This is a genomic window from Bradyrhizobium sp., from assembly GCF_049519115.1.
GTDB lineage: Bacteria > Pseudomonadota > Alphaproteobacteria > Rhizobiales > Xanthobacteraceae > Bradyrhizobium.
Map to the genome: position 1 here is coordinate 45,238 of NZ_JBEKRB010000026.1, position 20,398 is coordinate 65,635.

Annotated in this window: 15 protein-coding genes; 2 read left to right on the forward strand and 13 right to left on the reverse strand. The window is 61.9% G+C overall.

Features of this window, described 5'->3' with window-relative positions; genetic code table 11:
• The first annotated feature begins 18 nt into the window (after nt 1–18).
• A complete protein-coding gene (locus ABSE61_RS19890; protein ID WP_423872843.1) occupies nt 19–1,317 on the forward strand; it encodes an MFS transporter in 1,299 nt (432 codons plus the stop codon).
• Here the strand turns inward: ABSE61_RS19890 and ABSE61_RS19895 are convergent.
• The 13 genes from ABSE61_RS19895 to ABSE61_RS19955 all read right to left on the reverse strand — a co-directional run bounded on the left by ABSE61_RS19895 (nt 1,307) and on the right by ABSE61_RS19955 (nt 18,268).
• Entirely contained in the window at nt 1,307–2,866 is a 1,560-nt protein-coding gene (locus tag ABSE61_RS19895) for an acyl-CoA carboxylase subunit beta (RefSeq protein ID WP_423872844.1), read from the reverse strand. The two genes, ABSE61_RS19890 and ABSE61_RS19895, sit on opposite strands and share 11 nt — an antisense overlap.
• Nucleotides 2,867–2,986: 120 nt before the next feature.
• A complete protein-coding gene (locus ABSE61_RS19900) occupies nt 2,987–3,847 on the reverse strand; it encodes an IclR family transcriptional regulator (RefSeq protein ID WP_423872845.1) in 861 nt (286 codons plus the stop codon).
• A gap of 244 nt (nt 3,848–4,091) precedes the next feature.
• Nucleotides 4,092–4,616: a carboxymuconolactone decarboxylase family protein gene (locus ABSE61_RS19905; protein ID WP_423872846.1), complete on the reverse strand. Its 525-nt coding sequence runs from the start codon at nt 4,614–4,616 to the stop codon at nt 4,092–4,094.
• Nucleotides 4,617–5,351: 735 nt separating this feature from the next.
• Nucleotides 5,352–7,448 carry an acetate--CoA ligase family protein gene (locus ABSE61_RS19910; protein ID WP_423872847.1) on the reverse strand — a complete coding sequence of 699 codons (2,097 nt, stop codon included), beginning with the start codon at nt 7,446–7,448 and terminating at the stop codon, nt 5,352–5,354.
• A 62-nt stretch (nt 7,449–7,510) separates the two neighbouring features.
• Nucleotides 7,511–8,677, reverse strand: coding sequence for an acyl-CoA dehydrogenase family protein (locus ABSE61_RS19915; RefSeq protein WP_423872848.1), 1,167 nt, complete (start codon nt 8,675–8,677; stop codon nt 7,511–7,513).
• 4 nt (nt 8,678–8,681) lie between these two features.
• Nucleotides 8,682–9,893, reverse strand: a complete 1,212-nt coding sequence (locus tag ABSE61_RS19920; protein WP_423872849.1) for a CaiB/BaiF CoA transferase family protein — start codon at nt 9,891–9,893, stop codon at nt 8,682–8,684.
• Nucleotides 9,894–10,011: 118 nt separating this feature from the next.
• Complete coding sequence (locus ABSE61_RS19925) at nt 10,012–11,544, reverse strand: class I adenylate-forming enzyme family protein (RefSeq protein WP_423872850.1); 1,533 nt, start codon at nt 11,542–11,544, stop codon at nt 10,012–10,014.
• Between the two features lie 15 nt (nt 11,545–11,559).
• Complete coding sequence (locus ABSE61_RS19930) at nt 11,560–12,729, reverse strand: acetyl-CoA acetyltransferase (RefSeq protein WP_423872851.1); 1,170 nt, start codon at nt 12,727–12,729, stop codon at nt 11,560–11,562.
• Between the two features lie 27 nt (nt 12,730–12,756).
• Nucleotides 12,757–13,743 (reverse strand): D-erythronate dehydrogenase, encoded by a 987-nt coding sequence (gene denD, locus ABSE61_RS19935; RefSeq protein WP_423872869.1) that lies wholly within the window; start codon nt 13,741–13,743, stop codon nt 12,757–12,759.
• A 150-nt stretch (nt 13,744–13,893) separates the two neighbouring features.
• Nucleotides 13,894–14,802, reverse strand: a complete 909-nt coding sequence (locus ABSE61_RS19940) for a carbohydrate ABC transporter permease (RefSeq protein WP_423872852.1) — start codon at nt 14,800–14,802, stop codon at nt 13,894–13,896.
• Entirely contained in the window at nt 14,795–15,754 is a 960-nt protein-coding gene (locus tag ABSE61_RS19945; RefSeq protein ID WP_423872853.1) for a carbohydrate ABC transporter permease, read from the reverse strand. Before ABSE61_RS19945 ends, ABSE61_RS19940 begins: the two co-directional genes overlap by 8 nt.
• 84 nt (nt 15,755–15,838) lie before the next feature.
• Nucleotides 15,839–17,161: an ABC transporter substrate-binding protein gene (locus ABSE61_RS19950; RefSeq protein ID WP_423872854.1), complete on the reverse strand. Its 1,323-nt coding sequence runs from the start codon at nt 17,159–17,161 to the stop codon at nt 15,839–15,841.
• A 45-nt stretch (nt 17,162–17,206) separates the two neighbouring features.
• Entirely contained in the window at nt 17,207–18,268 is a 1,062-nt protein-coding gene (locus ABSE61_RS19955; protein WP_423872855.1) for an ABC transporter ATP-binding protein, read from the reverse strand.
• 206 nt (nt 18,269–18,474) lie between these two features.
• Between ABSE61_RS19955 and ABSE61_RS19960 the strand changes: the two genes are divergently transcribed.
• A complete protein-coding gene (locus ABSE61_RS19960; RefSeq protein WP_423872856.1) occupies nt 18,475–20,283 on the forward strand; it encodes an IlvD/Edd family dehydratase in 1,809 nt (602 codons plus the stop codon).
• Nucleotides 20,284–20,398 lie beyond the last annotated feature (115 nt).

The following is a 20,398-nucleotide window of genomic DNA, read 5'->3' on the forward strand; positions in this document are numbered from 1 at the left end:
TCCCCGGAGACGACAACATTGATTTCAAACTGGCTCTCATCGGCTCTCGCCCGCCGCAACATTCACTACGGCTGGGTGATGGTCGGCGTGACCTTTCTCACCGCATTGATCACGGCCGGCGCTGTCGGCGCGCCCGGCGTCTTCATCGTCCCGCTACAGCGTGAATTCGGCTGGAGCACAGCCGAAATATCCTCGGCGCTGTCGATCCGCTTCATTCTGTTCGGGCTGATGGCGCCGTTCGCGGCCGCGCTGATGAACCGTTACGGCCTGCGCAACGTTGCGCTGTCGGCGCTTCTTATCGTGGCCTCCGCGCTGGTGGCTTCGCTCGCCATGACGAAGGTCTGGCATTTGCTGCTGTTGTGGGGCGTCGTGATCGGCATCGGCACCGGAATGACCGCGCTGGTCTTGGGCGCGACGATCGCCGCACGCTGGTTCAATGCGCGGCGCGGCCTCGTGGTCGGGATTTTGACCGCAAGCGTTGCAACCGGACAACTGGTGTTCCTACCGATGCTTGCCAGCGTCACCGAACGGTTCGGCTGGCGCATCGCACTGTCCATCGTTTGCGCGATGCTGGGGGTGGCGGCTTTTGCCGTGCTCATGCTGATGCGCGACCGGCCGAGCGATGTCGGATTACGTCCGTTCGGCGATCAGGGCACCGAGCCGCTGCCAGCGCCGCCGCCAAGCAACGCGCCGATCATGGCGGCCGCGCTCGGCACACTGCGCGAAGCGGCCAAGACGCGGACTTTCTGGATTCTGTTTGCGACGTTCTTCATCTGCGGCGCTTCTACCAACGGTCTGGTCCAGGTTCATCTGATCCCGATGTGCCTCGATTTCGGCATTCCACAGGTGCAGGCCGCGAGCCTGCTCGCCGCCATGGGCGTGTTCGACTTCTTCGGCACCATCTTTTCGGGCTGGCTGTCCGACCGTTACGATAACCGCTGGCTTCTGTTCTGGTACTACGGCCTGCGCGGTCTCTCGCTGCTAATGTTGCCATTCACGGACTTCTCGTTCTATGGCCTGTCGCTGTTTGCGATGTTTTACGGGCTCGACTGGATCGCCACGGTGCCGCCGACGGTACGGTTGACGGCGCAGCGTTTCGGCGCCGAGCGGGCCAATCTTGTGTTCGGCTGGGTTTTCGCCGGCCACCAGATTGGTGCGGCCTTTGCGGCCTTCGGCGCCGGGCTGTCGCGCACGTTGCTGTCGACCTACCTGCCGGCCTTCTTCTTTGCCGGCGCGCTGTGCGTGGTGGCGTCGGTGATCGTGCTGGCGATCGCGCGTGTGCCAAAGCCGGCTATCGCGAAGACCGCTACGGCCTGATCGCCATATTGGTTACCGGGCCCGCCTTGCGCAGCGGCTCGGCGAGGCGGGCGAACTCGCAGAGCAGCGAGCGGGTGTTGCGCGGGTCGATGATCTCCTCGACCCAGAACTTTTCGGCCGAACGGAACGGCGAGCGAAGCTTGTTCAGCCGTTCCTCGATTTCTTCGAGTTTCGCCTGCGGATCGTCCGCCGCGTCGATGTCGGCGCGATAGGCCGCCTCGATCCCGCCTTCGAGCGGCAGCGAACCCCAATAGGCCGAGGGCCAGGCATAGCGCATTGAAAACCGCCCCGCAGGCTGATGCACGACACCGGCAACGCCAAAGGAATTGCGCACGATGACGGTGCACCAGGGAACGGTGGTCTGGTTCACGGCGGCCATCGCGCGCACGCCGTGACGGATGGTAGCGGCCTTTTCGGCCTCGAGCCCGATCATGAAACCGGGGCAGTCCATCAGATAGACCACCGGCAGATGGAAGGTCTCCGCGAAGTCGACCCAGCGGACGACTTTCTGACAGGCGTCCGCCGTCCACGATCCGCCATAGTGAAAGGAATCGCTGGCGAGTACCAACACCGGCCTGCCCTCCAGACGCGCCAGCCCCGTGATGACCGGCCGGCCGAAATTCGCAGCGACCTCGAAGAATGAATCCTTGTCGACGACGGCATTGATGATCGGCCGCATCTTGTAGACCTGACGGCGGTTGCGCGGGACCGCCGTCAATAACGATTCCTCGACGCGTTCCGGATCGTCGTTGCAGGCAACCGTCGTCGGCAACTCGTAGACCGACTGCGGCAGGTAGGACAGGAAGCGCCTGGCGCAGGCAAAAGCCTCCTCCTCGGTCTCCACCGCCTGATCGATGCTACCGGCGCGGGTCTGAATATCCGCCCCGCCCAGTTCCTGCTTGCCGAGATCCTGGCCCAACCGCTTCACCACCGGCGGCCCCGCGACGAACATGGCGGAGCTTTTGGTCATCACGGAATAGTGGCTGGCGGCCAGCCGCGCCGCGCCGAGGCCCGCGACCGAGCCGAGCCCCAGCCCAACCACCGGCACGCGGGCGAGGTTCGCGGTCGTATACGCGTACCACCGCGTGCCACCGACGCCGCCCGGCAGATTGGCCGCGCCCTTGGTCTCGATGGTCTTCACTGAACCCCCGCCGCCCGAGCCTTCGATCAGGCGGATGATCGGCAGCCGAAAATCATGCGCCATTTCCTCGGCCATCAGCGGCTTGGCCGAAATCGAGGCGTCCGCCGAGCCGCCGCGCACCGTGAAGTCATCGCCGACCACGACCACGGTGCGGCCATCGACCTTGCCGCGGCCAAAGACGCAATTGGCCGGGGTGACGTTCTTCAGCTCACCCTTCTCGTCATATTCCGCGGTGCCGGAGATGGCGCCGACTTCGTGAAAGCTGTCGCGATCGAGCAGGCCGTCGATGCGCTCGCGAACGGTGAGCCTGCCCTGGTCGCGCTGGCGTTTGACCTTGTCGGCGCCGCCCATCTGGCGGGCAAAGGCTTCGCGCCGGGCCAGTTCATCGAGCTCCGGCTTCCAGGTCATCGAATGTCTCCAAAACGGACCAGTGGTTTTACAACTTCAACATTCGCGCAAACCGTCGCAGGCTGCGAGTGCTGGAGTGATAGAACCACTAACAAATGCAGGTTTCTAGGGGTTGGAGCCTTAATGCGGCTCGCCTGCCGCGCGCTGGGCAAACAGCGCGCTTTCGCCATCTTCTAGCATAGCCCGAATGGACAGGCTCAACTCCAGCATTTGCGGCGCGACGTCCCTGTGGAGACGCATCTCGTCATAGAGGTTGGAAAGCAGGCCGATCGTGACGACGACGTAGGTCTGATACTGCGGCGACCACAACGGAACGGCCAGGCCGTTGATGTGCGGGCTCCAGACGCCACACACCGTGACGTAGCCGCGCTCGCGCAAGGCGTGGCGATCCGCATCAAGACGCGGCCGCAGCAGTTTGGCGCTTTCGGGAATCTCGCGCTCCATGTCCGCAAGCAGGATTTCTGCGGCCTCCGGCGCCAGCGCGGCGGCATAAGCGTGACCGGCGGCGGTGCTCGCGATAGCAATGCGGCTACCCGACGTCGATGAAAGGCCGATCGCGTTGGCGGCGCGGCCGACCTCGAGGTAGACCAGATGGAAACGATCGGGAATGACAAAGCCCACCGTCCCCGGAAGGTGCTCGGCGACTTCCTGCAGGCGCATGCGGATCAGGTGGCGCAACTGCAAGCCGCGCATCATCGAGGTGCTCATGGCAACCGCGCTTGGACCGATGCGGTATTTCTGGTCGCGCGGCAGATAAACCAGCTGGCCCATCCGCGTCAGCGTGTGCGTCAAGCGCGAGACGGTCGAGCGCGGCAGGCCGCAGCGGCTGGAGATTTCCAGATTGCCTAACCGTGCTTCATGTCCTTCGAAGCACCGCAAAATGTCGAACGCCCGCGACACCACCTGAATGACATCGCCCTCGCCGGCCGCTTCATGGGCAAGCGCTCCCTGCTTGCTCAGCCGCTCCGAGCGTCGCCCCATTCCAATCCTCCCCGTATTCCGCATAGCGGAACTTAATTCCGCTTTGAGAAGAAGGTAGCTCAGGCGGGTGGATGCGACAACTGCAAGCCGGCAACATCAGGGTTTTGAAAAATGCACGCTCCGTTCGCATAGCGAAACACGGAACCCATGATTGCCGTCACCACTCACGAAGCGGCAGGCGCGTTTGCCAGCTTGCCGCGCAGACAGAGACCTATCGGCGATCGTCGAGACGGGAACGTCTTACTCAGACCACTTCTTCCACCGGCTGCAGATCGATATCGAAGGTTTCCAGAAACTTCGAGGTCATGATGTAGAAGCCCACCGAGAGTTGCAACTCGACAAGCGCGGCCGGGGTCAGTTTCGCGGCTATCGCGCTGAACGTCGCGTCGGTCGGACGACGAAGGCGGATGATCTCATCGGTAAAGGCAAGCGCTGCCCGCTGCACTTCGTTGAAGCAGCTCGCCGCCTGCCAGTCGTCGAGCGCTGCGTTCTGCTCGTCGGTGACACCCACATTCCTGCCGATCCGCTTGTGGGCCACGACCTCGTATTCCGCCTCGCACAGGATTCCGGTTCGCGTGATCGCGAGCTCCCGCACGACCGGGTCGAGTTCGCCACGGTGGCGGATCGCGCCACCCAATCGGCAATATTGTTCGAAATAGCTCGGCGAGTGCGCCATCATGCGAAAGATATTGGCGTTGCGGTTTTTGCCCAGAATTTCCTTCGTCCGTTCGTTCGATTTCGACGTGTCGCAATACTCGATACGGGCCATGGGTCACCTCCAGCATATGTTTTGAACCGCCGCGTCAGCCGGCGGATTTCCAAAAACCGTATCCTTGCCGCCTTGGTCGATCAACGGCTGGTACGAGTGGTCCTATTGCAACATTTGTATCCCGATGAGGCGGCCACTTTTTCAAATGTTAGAATCAAAGGCTCCCTCGCAAATACAGGTTTCTAGTGGAGTTTTGGATTTGACATTCGCTGGCGAGTTCGCGGTTGCGGGGGGCGAATGTCAAATCCACTCCACTAGCGCCAGCAAGCCTGGCCGCTTCCAAAATTCCTTGCCGCGCGCATAAACCCGCTACAGGCGAGCCAAAATGCCGCCTTATTGCTAAACGACCTTGCCCCCGTCGATGTTCGCTGAGTGGGGACTCAATCAAAGCGAATACTCGTCGTGGGGTGTTCCGAGTAAAATCCAGGCGGTTGTCGGGCCTTTGCGGGCCACGATGAAACGCGCCCATATCCGGGTCACCCAGGCCCGAGTCTAGGGAGAACGGCATGAAGGACGCCACCAAAAGGGCGACCTCGGAGGCACTCGCGCAGATGATGGCAGTGACGGCCATGCTCGTCATTGCCAGCGTCGTCCTCTACGTGCGGTGAAATCACCTCGCCGCAAGCGCGCGGGGTTACGCGAATGCGACGAAGCAATCCGGGGCGCTAGGTTCCGCGTAGCCTTGGGGGATTGCTTCGTTGCGTTCGCGACCACCGTTCGGATCGGCTTGCCGAATCATCCCTGAAAAACAACCGCATCCACGACCACGCAGCCTTTGCCGGCGCTGTCGAGCAGCACCGGATTGAGATCGAGGCTTACGACTTTCGCCGTGGGGTCCAACATCAGCTCGCCGATCCGCATCACGGCGTCGCAAAGTGCATCCACATCCATCGGCGGCTCCCCGCGGACGCCCGCAAACAACGGCGCGACCTTGAGCCTGTGAAGTGCTGCCTTCGTCTCTTCCCTTGAAAAAGGCGGCAGCAGCAGCGCGGTATCGCGGAAAATCTCGACATATTTGCCGCCGTCGCCGACCGCCACCACGGGACCGAAGACGGGGTCTCTATGCGCGCCAATCATGATCTCGCGGCGTCCACGGGCCATCGCTGCCACGATGACGCCATCGAACCGCGCACCGTGCTTGCGGATGATCGCTTCCATCTGGGCCCAGACCTCGCCGGCTTCCTCGCGGCTCGCGACGCCAAGCTTGACGAGCCCAAGCTCGGATTTATGCGCGATATCGGCCGAGCAGCCCTTGACCACGACCGGGCCGCCGATGGTCTCGAAGGCGGCAATCGCCTCCGCGCGGGACCGGCAGAGCCGATGCGCCACCACGGGGACGCCGCGCAAAGCCAGCAAAGCAAGACTGTCGGCTTCGTTGAGCATGGTGGTCGCCGCCGCTGGCACCCATGGCGCGCGGGCGTATGAGCCCTGCGCCTGGCGCGTCTTCGTTCGCACCATCAATTCGCGATGCGCCAAAAATTGGTGCAGCGCCGTGACGGCCTCGGTTTCGGTCGGAAACACCGATGAACCCTCGGCGGCGAATTGATCGGCAACGCTCTTTTGCGTCGCCGCGATCACCAGCGGCTTTCCGGTCTGTTTGCCGAAGACGGCCGCATCGCGCGCAAACGCCTCGACATCGTAGCCGGGTCCTGCGACGGGAACGCCAATCAGGAACGCGTCGGCCGCGGGGTCTTCGGCGATGACGGGAAGGATGTCGCCGAACAGGCGGCTGTTGGACAACAGCGCGGCCGTCAGATCGATCGGGTTCACCGTGGTCGCAAAGCTCGGCAAAATTCCCTTCAGCTTCTGGTCGGTCTCGGGGGAGAGTTTGGCCATCGGCATGCCGACATTGGTGGCCGCATCCGCGGTCATGACACAGACCGCACCGGAATTGCTGATGGCGACGAGCCGCCGGCCCATCGGCTTCCAGCCTTTCAGGTAAAGCTCGGTCGCCTCCACAAGGCCGCGCATGTCGGGCGCGCGCCAGATGCCGTGCTGTTCGAAAAACACGTCGACGACGCGATCTTCATTGGCAAGCGCGCCGGTGTGCGACTGCGCCGCCTGACGGCCGGCTTCCGAGCGGCCGGACTTCAGCGCGATGATCGGCAGGTCGCGCTTCAACGCCACCGAAGCGAGTTCTTCCAGATATTTTGTGTCGGGAATGCTTTCGAGATAAAGCAGCAGCAGCTTGACTTCGGGGTCTTCGGCGACCGCGACTGCGAGTTCGCCGACCGAGATATCGGCGTCGTTGCCGGTCGCATGCGTATGGCGCACGGCGATGCCGCGTTCGCGCAGGAATCCGACCGGGACCGAGGAGAGCGCGCCGCTCTGGCTCAGCATCGCGACATGACCCTGCCCTTCCGAGGCCTCCATCTCCATGAACATGGTGGAGAAGCTTGCGATCGTCCCGGTGCCGAAATTGGCAAGTCCTTGCGAGTTCGGACCGACGATGCGCATGCCGGCCTTGTGCGCGACCTCGACCATGCGCCGCTCTTTCGCCTTGCCGGCAACCGCATCGACCTCACCGAAACCCGACGCCATCACGACAGCGCATTTGACGCCGTGCGCGGCGCAGTCGTCCACGGTGCCGATGGCGTTGTCGCCCGCGACCGCCACGATCACCATCTCAGGTGCTTCCGGGAGATCGCCCAGGCTCTTGTAACACTTGTGGCCCTGTACCTCGGTGCGCGACGGATTGATCGGGAATATCTTGCCCTTGAATCCGAACTTGTCGAGATAGTGCACCGGCCGGCCACCGACCTTGTTGGGATTTTCCGAGGCGCCGATGATGGCGACGGAGCGCGGGTCGAGCGCGGCCTTCAGACGGGTCATGATGGTTCCTTAACGTGCCTTGTGATTTGCAAGCCTGCGATTTGCCAAGGGAGATGGCTGCCTCAATACGACTTGGGCAAGCCCAGCACCTTTTCGGCGATAAAACTTAAGATGAGCTGCGGGCTGATCGGGGCGATGCGCGGGATCAGCGATTCGCGAAAGTAACGCTCGACATGAAATTCCTTGGCATAGCCGAAGCCGCCATGGGTCATCACGGCCTGTTCGCAAGCATGGAAGCCGGCCTCGCCGGCGAGATATTTTGCGGCATTGGCCGCCGGTCCACACGGCTCTCCCTGATCGTATTGCCAGGCGGCCTTTAGCGTCATCAGCCAGGCAGCCTCCAGCTCCGTCCAGTTTTCGGCAAGCGGATGCTGGATCGCCTGGTTCTTCCCGATTGGGCGGTTGAACACGTTGCGCTCCTTGGCGTAGGCGGAGGCGCGTGACAGCGCCAACTGCCCAAGCCCGACAGCCTCAGCCGCAATCAGGATGCGCTCGGGATTCATCCCGTGCAGGATGTATTCAAAACCCTTTCCCTCTTCGCCGAGGCGATCTTGCAGCGGGATTTCGAAATCCTCGATGAAGAGTTCGTTGGAATCGACCGCCTTGCGGCCCATCTTTTCGATTTCGTGCACCGAAATGCGGCTGCGATCGAAATCGGTATAGAACAGGCTGAGGCCGTGGGTCGGGTTTTTGACTTCTTCCGGCGGCGTGGTGCGCGCGAGCAAAAGAATCTTCTCGGCTACCTGCGCGGTCGAGATCCAGACCTTCTGTCCGTTGACGACGTATTTGTCGCCCTTGCGCACCGCGCGCGTTTTCAGCTGCGTGGTGTTGAGCCCGGTGTTGGGTTCGGTGACGGCAAAGCAGGAGCGTTGCGCGCCCGATACGATCGGCGGCAGCATCCTCTCACATTGTTCCTTAGTGCCGAACACGACGACAGGATTGAGCCCGAACACGTTCATATGCACGGCGGAAGCGCCTGACATGCCGGCGCCGGATCTGGCGATCGTGTGCATCATGATCGCAGCATCGAGGATGCCGAGACCGGAGCCGCCATATTCCTCGGGGATACAGATGCCGAGCCAGCCGGCGTCCGCCAGCGCCTTGTGGAAGTCGGCCGGATATCCGCCTTCCTTGTCCTTCTTCAGCCAATAGGCATCGTCGAAGCGCGCGCAGATCTTTGCGACCGCATCGCGGATCGATTCCTGGTTGGTTGTCAGTGCGAAATCCATGCGATTAGCCCGTGACCGAATCTGGGGCGGCGAGCGTAGCGCCCTCACGCACCAGCGTAGCGATTTCGTCTTCGGAAAATCCAGCCTCTTTCAGGATTTCGCCGCCATGCTCGTTCAGGCGCGGCGCCAACCGGGACGGCTGGCTCGGGCTTTCCGACCAGCGCGCGGAAGCTTTCATGCTGCGAATTTTGCCCTCGCTCGGATGATCGACGATGGGAAAGAATCCGGTCGAGGCGAGATGCGGATCATGCAACATGCTTTCGAGGTCATGCATCGGCATCACGGGTATATCGGCCTTCGTCAGCAGCTCGAGCCATTCGGCCGTCGTGCGTGTTGTGAAGATACGGGCGAGTTCGGCATAAACAGCGTCGATATTGGTGGAGCGGCCGGCAAACGTCGAAAAGGTCGGATCGCGGCGCAGGTCGTCGCGGCCGGTGGCCTCAAAGAAGCTCGCCCACTGCTTGTCGTTATAGACGATCACGCAGATATAGCCGTCCGAAGTCTTGTAGGGCCGTCGGTCGCGCGACAGATGCCGTGCATAGCCTCCCTTATCGAGCGGCGGCTCATAGGTCAGACCGCCCATGTGATCGCCCATGACGAACCCGGCCATGGTCTCAAACATCGGAATGTCCAGGCGCTGGCCGCGCCCGGTGCGGTCGCGATGCACGAGGCTCGCGCAAATCGCGCCAACCGCGGTTAAGCCCACGATGCGATCGACCAGCGCGTTCGGCACATAACGCGGAACGCCGTCGCCGGTTTGCGCCATCAGCGCCGGCAACGCGGTCGCGCCCTGAATGAGATCGTCATAGGCGGGCTTCGCGGCATAGGGACCATCCTGACCAAAGCCGAACACGCCGGCATAGATCAGTCGCGGATTGATCTTCGAGACGACGTCGTAGCCGAGTTGCAGGCGCGCCATCGCCTGTGGCCGCACGTTGTAGACCAGCACGTCGGCGGATTGGATCAGCCGCAGCACCGCGTCACGACCGCTTGGCTTCTTCAAATCGAGCGCGATCGAGCGTTTGCTGCGGTTGGTGTTGAGGAACACCGGTCCCATGCCGGAATGCCGCGTCGGGCCGATCAGCCGCGTCACGTCGCCGTCGAGGCTCTCGACCTTGATGACGTCGGCGCCGTAGTCCCCGAGCATCTGGGTGGCATAGGGCCCCATCAGCACGGTCGTCATATCGACGACCTTGACGCCCTCCAGCGGTCCCATGGTTTGCCTGCTCCCGACACGAAGCCGCTCTGTGACGGCACGAAATCTAGTAACGTCAGGCCATCGGCAAGATCAAGGCCGGCAAGCGTATGGGCGCATGCGAAGAACGGCCGCGTCTTTACGGTTTCGCCATCATCAGCCGCAGCTCGGTCTTGAGCACCTTGCCGTAGTTATTTTTCGGCAATGCATCGAGATAAACATAGCGCTTCGGCCGCTTGAAGCGCGCTATCGAAGTCAGGCAATGCGCGTCCAGCTTGGCGTCATCGGGGGCGGTGCCCTCCTCCAGTACCACGCAGGCGACGACGATCTCGCCCCAGTCCGGATCGGGCACGCCGATCGCCGAGACCTCACGCACGTCGTCATGGGTCAGGAGCGCTTCTTCCACCTCGCGCGGATAGATGTTGGTGCCACCGGAAATGATGACGTCCTTGGAGCGGTCGGAGAGCGTGAGGAAACCGTCCTCGTCGAGGCATCCGACGTCGCCAGTGCGCAGCCAGCCGTCTTTCAGCGTCTCGGCATTGGCCGTCGGATTGTTCCAGTAGCCGAGCATCACGGCGGTGCCCTTGGCTTCGACCTCTCCGGTTTCGCCCACCGGCAACGGCTTGCTGTCCTTGCCCGTGATACGGACCGACATCACGCTCTGCGCGGTTCCGACCGAAGCCAGACGTTCCAGATAACGCGGATGGTCGGTCTTCTTATGCCATTCGCGGCCGAGCGCTGTGATCGTCATCGGCGATTCACCCTGGCCGTAGATCTGCACAAAGCGCTGCCCCATGACCGCGATGGCCTCGCGAATGTCTGCGAGATACATCGGCCCGCCGCCATAGATGATGGTGCGGATACCTTCGCCGTTTTCGCCGCGGCGCTTGGCGGCATCGACCAGACGGCGGACCATGGTCGGCGCGCCGAACATCACGACGTTATCGAGCTGACGGGCGAGGTTGAGCACCTCGTCCGGATCGAAACCGCCGGACTCCGGAACGACGTGCCGCCCGCCCATGCGGGTGTGCGGAAAATTATAAAGGCCTGCGCCATGCGAGATCGGCGCTGCATAGAGCGAGGCGTCTTTCGGCGTCGCCGGATCGACATCGATGAGATAACACGTCGACGCCGCGACCAGATTGCCGTGGCTGAGCATCACGCCTTTCGGCCGCCCCGTCGTGCCGGAGGTATAGAACAGCCAGGCAAGATCATCGATCTCGCGGGCAAGCGGCGCAGGCTCCCCCTCACCCTCGCGCATGGCGCGATAGGCCTCGCAATCGAGCGAGATCAGCTTCATCGACGGCCGCAGGTCGGCTTTCGTCTCGTTGAGCGCTTCGACCGTGTCATCGGAGACGAACGCCAGCTTCGCGCCGGCATCGCTGCAAATCCACGCGGCTTCGCGACCGTGTAACTTGGCATTGATCGGGATCGCGGCCGCACCCATCCACCAGATGCCGTAGAGGCATTCGAGATATTGCGTGCAGTTGGAAGCAAACACCGCAACGCGATCGCCGGGCGCAATACCATGGTCACGCGCCAGCGCGGCGCCGATGGCAGATGCGCGGCGCGCAAAGGTCTGGTAATCCGCGTCGAGATCGAAGCCGGTCAGAAGCGCCGGTGCCTCGGGCCGAAGTTTTGCCGTTGCGGCGAGCCAACAGGCGATGTTCATCGCGTCACGCCTCGCCTACTTCGCGGGCTCCAGGATCGAGACGTAGTTGGCGACCGCTGCTCCGCCCATATTGAAGATGCCGCCGAGCTTGACATTGGCGAGCTGCATGCCCTCCGGCGCTTGCCCTAAGAGCTGCATCGCGGTCATCACGTGCATGGAGACGCCGGTCGCGCCGATCGGGTGGCCCTTGGCCTTCAATCCACCGGACGGATTGACCGGCAGCTTGCCATCCTTTTGCGTCCAGCCTTCTTTGATCGCACGGGCGCCCTGCCCCCGCGGCGTCAGCCCCATCGCCTCATATTCGATCAATTCGGCAACCGTGAAGCAGTCGTGGGTCTCGACAAAGGAAAGATCAGAAAGCCCGATGCCGGCTTTCTCGAGCGCGCGCTGCCAGGCGACCGAGCAGCCTTCGAATTGCAGGATGTCGCGCTTGGACATCGGCAGGAAATCCTGGGCGTGCGCGGTGGCGCGAACGTTCACCGCCTTGCCCATGGATTTCGCAGTATCGGAATCAACCAGCACCAGCGCGGCGGCGCCATCCGATACCAGCGAGCAATCGGTGCGCTTGAGCGGACCCGCAACATACGGATTCTTCTCGCTTTCGGAGCGGCAGAATTCGTAGCCGAAATCCTTGCGCATCTGCGCATAGGGGTTGGCGACGCCGTTCTTGTGGTTCTTCGCCGCGATCATGGCGAGCGCATCCGACTGGTCGCCGTATTTCTGGAAATAGCCTTGCGCGATCTTGCCGAACACGCCGGCAAAGCCGCCCGGCGTATCGCCGTCCTCTGGCAGATACGACGCGCGCAGGAGATTGCGCCCGATCTCGGCGGGAGGCGTCCGCGTCATCTGCTCGACGCCGACCACCAGTACGATCTTGGCAGCCCGCGAGGCAATCGCCCGGATTCCCTGATGCACGGCGGCAGAGCCGGTCGCGCAGGCATTCTCGACCCGTGTCGCCGGCTTGAAACGCAGGTTCGGATCGGCCTGCAACACCAAGGCGGCGGTGAAATCCTGCGGCGAAAACCCCGCATTGAAATGGCCGAGCACGATTTCGTCGACGTCCGCAGCAGAGATGCCCGCATCAGCCAACGCTTCGTTGGCGACCTTGACCACCAGGCTCTCGACGGTCTCGGTGTCGAATTTGCCAAAGGGCGTATGCGCCCATCCGACGATGCTGGCTGTCATGGTGGGTCTCCTTAAAGATTAGAAAAATCAGGTGGCGAACTTACCACCCAATTCGTCGTCGATGTGAATCCGGATGATGTCGTCGAATGTTTTTTCCGCTGTCGTAAATCCCAATTCAAGCGCCCGCTTGGGATCGAAATTCCGCGGCCATCCGGCGACGATCCCGACAATAAACGGGTCCGGCTCGCGCTTGATGCGCGCCGCAACCTTGTCGCCGGCGACCCGCTTGAGTGCTGCGATCTGCTCACCGACGGTTGCGGATATTCCAGGCATGGTAAGGTTGCGGCGCGGGCCAACCTTAGCGGTATCCAAGGTCGCGGCGTGAACGAGAAAGCCTACCGCCGAGCGTGGCGAAGCATGCCAATGCCTGACATCCTCTGATACCGGCAAAATAGCTTCCTTGCCCGCGAGCGGTTCGCGCAAAATGCCGGAGAAGAAACCGGAGGCCGCCTTGTTCGGAAGTCCGGGGCGAATGTTGATTGTCGGCAGGCGAATGCCGACGCCGTCCATGAAACCGCGCCGGGTGTAATCGGCGAGCAACAGCTCCCCGATGGCTTTCTGGGTGCCGTAGCTCAAGAGCGGCGTATTGAAGAACTCATCGCTAATGGCATCCGGGAACGGCGCGCCAAATACGGCGATCGACGAGGTAAAGACCACGCGCGGCTTGTAACCGCCGCCGACCAGCCGGATCGCATCGAACAGCATCCGCGTGCCGTCGAGATTGATGCGGTAGCCCTTGTCGAAATCGAGTTCGGCTTCGCCCGAGACGATCGCCGCGAGATGGAAGATCACGTCGGGGCGGCCGGCGATCAGTTTTTCGGCGACGCCCGGCAACGCGAAGTCACCGGCCATGGTCTCGACCGGAAATCCAGCCTTCTCCGGCTGCTTCGGCGCCACCACGTCATGCAGCGTCATCCGCGTGATGTCACTTGTGCCGAGCCGGCCATCCCTGAGCAACCGCTCGACCAATTTGCGCCCGACCATGCCGGCGGCTCCGAGAACCAGAATATGCAAAACGTTCACTCCTTTTTGTTCTTACTTGCCTCATCCTGAGGAGCATCGCGAAAGCGATGCGTCTCGAGGGATGGCTACTGAACGCGCAAACTGTCATCCTTCGAGACGCGCGCCAAGTGCGCGCTCCTCAGGATCGGGTGTTTGCGCCGGTCACTCTTTCACGGCTCCGGTCATCGCCGACACGTAGTGCTCGACGAAGAAGGCATAGAGGATGACAAGCGGCAGCGACCCGACCAGTGCGCCCGCCATCAGCGAGCCCCATTTGTAGATGTCGCCGTCGACGAACTCATTCACGATCGCCACTGGCACGGTCTTGTTCGGCGTCGATTGCAGGAACGTCAAGGCGTAGATGAACTCGTTCCAGCACAGCGTAAAAGAGAAGATGAAGGCCGAGATCAGGCCGGGAATGGCGAGCGGCACCACGATCCGGGTCAGGATCTGCCATCGCGAGGCGCCGTCGATCAGCGCGCATTCCTCAAGCTCGAAGGGAATGGTCTTGAAGTATCCCATCAACAGCCAGGTCGAGAACGGAATCAGCAGTGTCGGATAAACCAGAATCAGCGACAGCGGCGAGTCGAACAGGCCGTAGGCCTGGATCACCGAAGCCAGCGGAATGAACAGGATCGAGGGCGGCACCAGATAGGCGAAGAAGATCAGGACGCCAACGGTGTCGGCGCCCTTGAAGCGCAGACGCACGATCGCATAGGCCGCGAGCACACTCGCAATGATCGAGAGCGTGGTAGCGCCGACCGCGACGTACATCGTATTCCAGAGCCAGCGCGGATATTGCGTCTCGAACAACAGCTTGCTGATGTGCTTGAAGGTCGGATGAACCACCCAGAACGGATTGTAGGTGTTCATGTCGATCAGTTGTTCGTCGGGCTTGATCGAGGTCAGCGCCATCCAGTAGAACGGAAACAGCAGAACGATCAGGATCAGACCCAGCGGGATATAGAGGGTCACCACCCGGCGCGGCAGCGATTCCAGATAGCTCATGCCATCGCTGTCGTCGGTCGCAACGACCACCGGGGTTTTCGATGGCAACACGGAATCAGTCATTGTTCGATCCTTGCTGCCATTTGCGGCGCTGCATGCCGAACCAGGAAATCGCAATCGCGGCGAGCAGGAACGGGATCATGGCGGTGGCAATCGCCGCCCCCTCACCCAGACGGCCGGAGATGATGCCGCGCTGATAGCTCAGGGTCGCCATCAGATGCGTGGCGTTGACCGGCCCGCCGCGGGTCAGCGCCCAGATCAGCTGGAAGTCGGTAAAGGTGAACAGCACCGAGAAGGTCATCACGACCGCGATGATCGGGGTCAGCAGCGGATAGGTGATGTAGCGGAAGCGCTGCCAGTTGGTGGCGCCGTCCAGCGTCGCGGCCTCATAGAGCGAGGGCGACACGGTCTGAAGGCCGGCGAGCAACGTGATCGCCACGAAGGGCACGCCGCGCCAGATATTGGCGAAAATCACGCTGCCGCGCGCCCAATTGGAATCGCCGAGAAAATTGATGTTGTGGTCGATGATGCCAAGCTTGATCAGCGACCAGGAGATGATCGAGAACTGGGAATCGTAGATCCACCAGAACGCGATCGCCGAGAGCACGGTCGGCACGATGAAGGGGATCAGCACGATCGAGCGGATCATCGCCTTGAGCGGCATGTTCCGGTTCAACAGCAATGCGAGATAAAGACCGATCGCGAATTTGATCGCGCTCGCCACGATCGTATAAAGCAGCGTATTGAACACCGAGAGCCAGAAGATGGAGTCGTCCCAGAGCCATTCGTAATTCTCAAGGCCGACGAAAATGCCGCCCCTGCCGATGCGCTCATCGGTGAAGCTCATCCAGACGCCTAAGCCTAGCGGATAGGCCAGGAACAGGATCAGAAACGCCGCTGCGGGCAGCATGAACCACAGCGCCATGAAGTTGCGGTTGAACTTCAGCCGCGACCAAAGCGGCGGCCTCTCGATGAGAACAGCCCTCACGGGCGCTGATGTCTGAAGTGTCGTCATCTCGCTCCAATTCCGTGCCGAATTTAGCCCGGACCGTCAACAAAAAGAAGGCCGGCGCGGCAACAGCCGCGCCGGCCATTGATCCTACCGGAAGATGCGCTTGGCGGAGCGCTCCGCAGACGTCATCGCGGTCTTCACGTCCTCGCGGCCGGTACAGAAGTTCGCAAACATGTCGACCAGAACGAAGTCGGCAATCGCGGCGGCTGCGTTCTCGCCCATCTTGCCGATGCCGGCCGGGGTCAACGAAACCTCGGCCACGTTGCGGTACGGCGTGTTCTTGGGATCGGCGGTCCAGATCGGGTTTTTGCTGAAGCCGGCCAGGAACGGCGACAGATAGCCCTGCGCCGCCTCGACCCACGGATTGAACTGCTCCGGCTCCATCATGAAGGCTGTGAAGGCCTTACAGGCCTGCGGGAACTTGGTGAAGTTGAACACCAGGATCGGGAAGCCCAGGTTCATTTCGCGAACCTTGCCATCAAGACCCGCCGGCAGATCGGAGTGATTCATGTCCTCGGCGATCTGCGGGTTTTCCTTCCGCGCCGTGACGTAAATCGAGATGCCGTTGACGGTGAGATAGAGCTGGCCGGCCAGGAAGGCCTTGTTGTTGGAACTGTCGTTCCAGGACGCCGTGCCCGGAATGAAGTTGTCGTAAAGCCCCTTGACGTATTCCAGCGCCTTGGCGGTTTCCGGCGAATTGAGCACGACCTTGTTGTTCGCGTCGATCAGGTTGCCACCATGCGCCCACAGCGCCCAGTGCAGCCAGGTGTTGGCGTCGCCCGAGGCGTGCCCGATCGCCATGCCGGCCGGCGTGCCGTTCTTGTTGAGACCCTTGACGAGGTCGGCAAAGCCGTCGAGGTCCTTCGGAAACTCCTTGTGGCCGGCCTTTTCCATCGCAGCGACGCGATAATTGATCAGCGCACCGGTCGCCGCGACGGGAATGCCGATCCACTTGCCGTCGAATTTGCCGTAGGCTTCGCCCGATTTGGTCCAGCCGCCGCCCTTCTGGGCCAGGTAATCGGCGACATCGGTCATGTCGGTGCATTTATTGGGAAACAGGAACGGCAACGAATAAAGGCCCCACACCATGTCAAGGCCCTGCCCGGTATTCGCCGCCACCGAGGCTTTCGGCTGAATATCGTCATAGGATTCGTTGGAGACGTTGACGGTGACGCCGGTCGCCTTCTGAAAGGCATCGACGATCTTCATGAACGCGACGTCTTCGGATTCGACGAAACGCTTCCAGCGCAACAGATTGATCTTGGCGCCGGCTTCCGGTTTCCAAGGTGCCGCCTGCGCCCACGCCTTCGCGTAGCCCAGCAATTGGTCGGCCGACATGGTAGCCGCAGCTGTCAGCAGGCCGCCGCCCGCCTTGAGCAGAGATCGCCGATCCGGTGTAAAGCTATTCATTGTCACTTTTCTCCCTTTTGGTTGGCTCTTTGGTCGGCCAGTTAATTAAAGTCGCTTGCCGGTACCTTCGTCGAACAGATGAACCAGCGACGGTTCCGGTTTCAGCCGGACCTTGTCGCCCGGCTTGAATTGATGACGCTCGCGGAAGACGGCGACGACCTGTTCGCCGCCGAGCTTGGCGAAGACCTGCGTTTCCGATCCCGTCGGTTCGACCACGACGATTTCCGCTTCCGCGCCGTCGTCGGCAATCGTGAAATGCTCCGGCCGCACGCCATAGACCGCGGGCCTGCCGTCGGAGTTGGCAGGCGCGGTCGCCAAAGGCAGCTTGACCCCGTTCGGCCCTTCGAAGCTAGCAACGCCGTTGGCCTTGACCTTGCCTTTGAGGAAATTCATCGCCGGCGAGCCGATAAAGCTCGCGACAAACTGGTTATCCGGCCGGTCGTAGAGTTCGAGTGGCGAACCGATCTGCTCGACGATACCGTCATGCATCACCACGATCTTGTCAGCCATGGTCATGGCCTCGATCTGATCGTGGGTCACATAGACCGTCGTCGTCTTCAGCCGCTGATGCAACTCCTTGATTTCGGTGCGCATCGCCACGCGCAGCTTGGCGTCGAGGTTCGACAACGGTTCGTCGAACAGGAACACCTGCGGGTCGCGCACGATCGCGCGCCCCATTGCCACGCGCTGGCGCTGGCCGCCCGACAGTTGGCGGGGATAGCGGTCGAGCAGCGGCGTCAACGCCAAAATCTCAGCGGCGCGGGCGACGCCCTTCTGGATCTCATCGGCATTGGCGCCGCGGAGCTTCAGCGAGAAGCCCATATTGTCGGCGACCGTCATGTGCGGATAGAGCGCATAGTTCTGGAACACCATCGCGATGTCGCGCTCTTTGGGCTGGATGTTGTTGACGACGCGGTCGCCGATCGAAATCGTGCCCGAGGTGATGTTTTCGAGGCCTGCGAGCATCCGCAGCAAGGTCGATTTGCCACAACCGGACGGGCCGACCAGCACGACAAAGGCCCCGTCCTCGATCGGGATCGTGACGCCGTGCAGCACCTCAAAGCCGCCAAACGATTTCCGCACGTCACGGATTTGCACAGACGACATCCACAACCTCCCGAACAGATTTCCTGCCATTAGACGGCCGGCCTTGATTTGACCGGGTCATACCAGACTTTTGCGATTGTGTCCTTGGATCAAAGTCGTAGGCGGACGCCACAAGGGACGAACCGTTGCGAAGAGCATCTCGACATGCGACATTGTGGTTTAAAATAGAGCGCACAAATTATGGCGTGTGCGCTGCGGGAGAAACCATGAACAAGCCGCTAACCGGCGTCACCAGGCGCAAACTCCGTTCCAGCGAGTGGTTTAACAACCCCCACAACCCCGGGATGACCGCGCTCTATCTCGAGCGCTATCTCAACTACGGCCTGACACGGGAAGAATTGCAGTCCGGCAAGCCCATTATCGGCATTGCCCAAACCGGAAACGACCTGTCGCCCTGCAACCGGCATCACCTCGAACTGGCGCATCGGGTGCGCGAAGGCATCAGGGCCGCTGGCGGCATCGCGATGGAATTTCCGATGCATCCGATCCAGGAAACCGGAAAACGCCCGACTGCGGCATTGGACCGCAACCTCGCTTATCTCGGATTGGTCGAAATCCTGTTCGGCTACCCGCTGGACGGCGTGGTGCTGACTACCGGCTGCGACAAAACCACGCCAGCCTGCCTGATGGCTGCCGCCACCGTCAACCTGCCGGCCATCGTTCTTTCCGGCGGCCCCATGCTCAACGGCTGGCACAAGGGTCAGCGCACCGGATCGGGCACCGTGGTCTGGAAGGCGCGCGAGGAGCTTGCCGCGGGCGACATCGACTACGAGCAGTTCATGACCATCGTGGCTTCCTCCGCGCCATCGGTCGGCCACTGCAACACCATGGGCACCGCCTCGACCATGAACGCGCTGGCGGAAGCACTCGGCATGTCGCTGCCCGGCTGCGCCGCGATCCCCGCGCCCTATCGCGAACGCGGTCAGATCGCCTATGAGACCGGCAAGCGGATCGTCGGCATGGTCTGGGAGGATCTCAAACCCTCCGACATCCTGACGCGACAGGCCTTCGAGAATTGCATCGTCGTCAACTCGGCGATCGGCGGCTCGACCAACGCGCCGATCCACATCAACGCGCTCGCCCGACATATCGGCGTCGAGCTGTCGATCGACGATTGGCAGAAGTTCGGCCACGACGTTCCGCTGCTCGTCAACATGCAGCCGGCGGGTTTCTATCTTGGCGAGGAATTCCACCGCGCCGGCGGCGTGCCCTCGGTGGTGCGCGAATTGATGAAGGCCCGGCGCGTTCACGAAGACGCGGTCACCGTCAACGGCCACACCATGGGCGACAATTGCCGCGAGGCGGCCACGCCCGATGGCGACGTGATCTGGAGCTACGACAAGCCGCTAGTGAAGGACGCAGGCTTCCTCGTTTTGCGCGGCAACCTCTTTGATTCCGCGATCATGAAGACCAGCGTGATCTCCAAGGAATTCCGCGACCGCTATCTGGTGAACCCGAAAGACCCGAACGCGTTCGAGGGCCGCGCCATCGTGTTCGAAGGCCCGGAAGATTATCACCATCGCATCGACGATCCCGCGCTCGACATCGACGAGCGCTGTGTTCTGTTCGTGCGCGGCACCGGGCCGATCGGTTATCCCGGCGGCGCAGAAGTCGTGAACATGCAGCCGCCCGCGGCCCTGATCAAACGCGGCATCCTGTCCCTGCCCTGCATTGGCGATGGCAGACAGTCGGGCACCTCAGGCTCGCCGTCGATCCTCAACGCCACGCCGGAAGCCGCCGCCGACGGCGGCCTTGCGATCCTCAAGACCGGCGACAGAGTCCGGATCGACCTCAACAAGGGCAGCGCCAACATCCTGATTTCCGACGACGAAGTGAAGAAGCGGCACGCGGATTTGAAAGCCAAGGGTGGCTTCCCCTATCCGGCAAGCCAGACGCCGTGGCAGGAAATCTATCGCTCGACGGTCGGCCAGCAAGCGACCGGCGCCTGCATGGAGCTTGCCACGCGCTATCACGACATCGCCGGCAAGTTCGGCGTCGCGAGGGATAATCACTAAGACAGAAGCCGTCATTGCGAGCCAACGGGTCGCACGGATGTGCGCCCGATGATAAACTCCACGAAGCAATCCAGCATCGAAGAAGAAGTCTTGATTGCTTCGTCGCTCTGCTCCT

Coding starts and splice junctions, on each gene's coding strand:
- ABSE61_RS19895 (WP_423872844.1), bottom strand. CDS start 2,866: ATGACCTGGAAGCCGGAGCTCGATGAACTGGCCCGGCGCGAAGCCTTT.
- ABSE61_RS19900 (WP_423872845.1), bottom strand. CDS start 3,847: ATGGGGCGACGCTCGGAGCGGCTGAGCAAGCAGGGAGCGCTTGCCCAT.
- ABSE61_RS19905 (WP_423872846.1), bottom strand. CDS start 4,616: ATGGCCCGTATCGAGTATTGCGACACGTCGAAATCGAACGAACGGACG.
- ABSE61_RS19910 (WP_423872847.1), bottom strand. CDS start 7,448: ATGACCCGTCTGAAGGCCGCGCTCGACCCGCGCTCCGTCGCCATCATC.
- ABSE61_RS19915 (WP_423872848.1), bottom strand. CDS start 8,677: ATGGATTTCGCACTGACAACCAACCAGGAATCGATCCGCGATGCGGTC.
- ABSE61_RS19920 (WP_423872849.1), bottom strand. CDS start 9,893: ATGGGACCGCTGGAGGGCGTCAAGGTCGTCGATATGACGACCGTGCTG.
- ABSE61_RS19925 (WP_423872850.1), bottom strand. CDS start 11,544: ATGAACATCGCCTGTTGGCTCGCCGCAACGGCAAAACTTCGGCCCGAG.
- ABSE61_RS19930 (WP_423872851.1), bottom strand. CDS start 12,729: ATGACAGCCAGCATCGTCGGATGGGCGCATACGCCCTTTGGCAAATTC.
- ABSE61_RS19940 (WP_423872852.1), bottom strand. CDS start 14,802: ATGACTGATTCCGTGTTGCCATCGAAAACCCCGGTGGTCGTTGCGACC.
- ABSE61_RS19945 (WP_423872853.1), bottom strand. CDS start 15,754: ATGACGACACTTCAGACATCAGCGCCCGTGAGGGCTGTTCTCATCGAG.
- ABSE61_RS19950 (WP_423872854.1), bottom strand. CDS start 17,161: ATGAATAGCTTTACACCGGATCGGCGATCTCTGCTCAAGGCGGGCGGC.
- ABSE61_RS19955 (WP_423872855.1), bottom strand. CDS start 18,268: ATGTCGTCTGTGCAAATCCGTGACGTGCGGAAATCGTTTGGCGGCTTT.
- ABSE61_RS19960 (WP_423872856.1), top strand. CDS start 18,475: ATGAACAAGCCGCTAACCGGCGTCACCAGGCGCAAACTCCGTTCCAGC.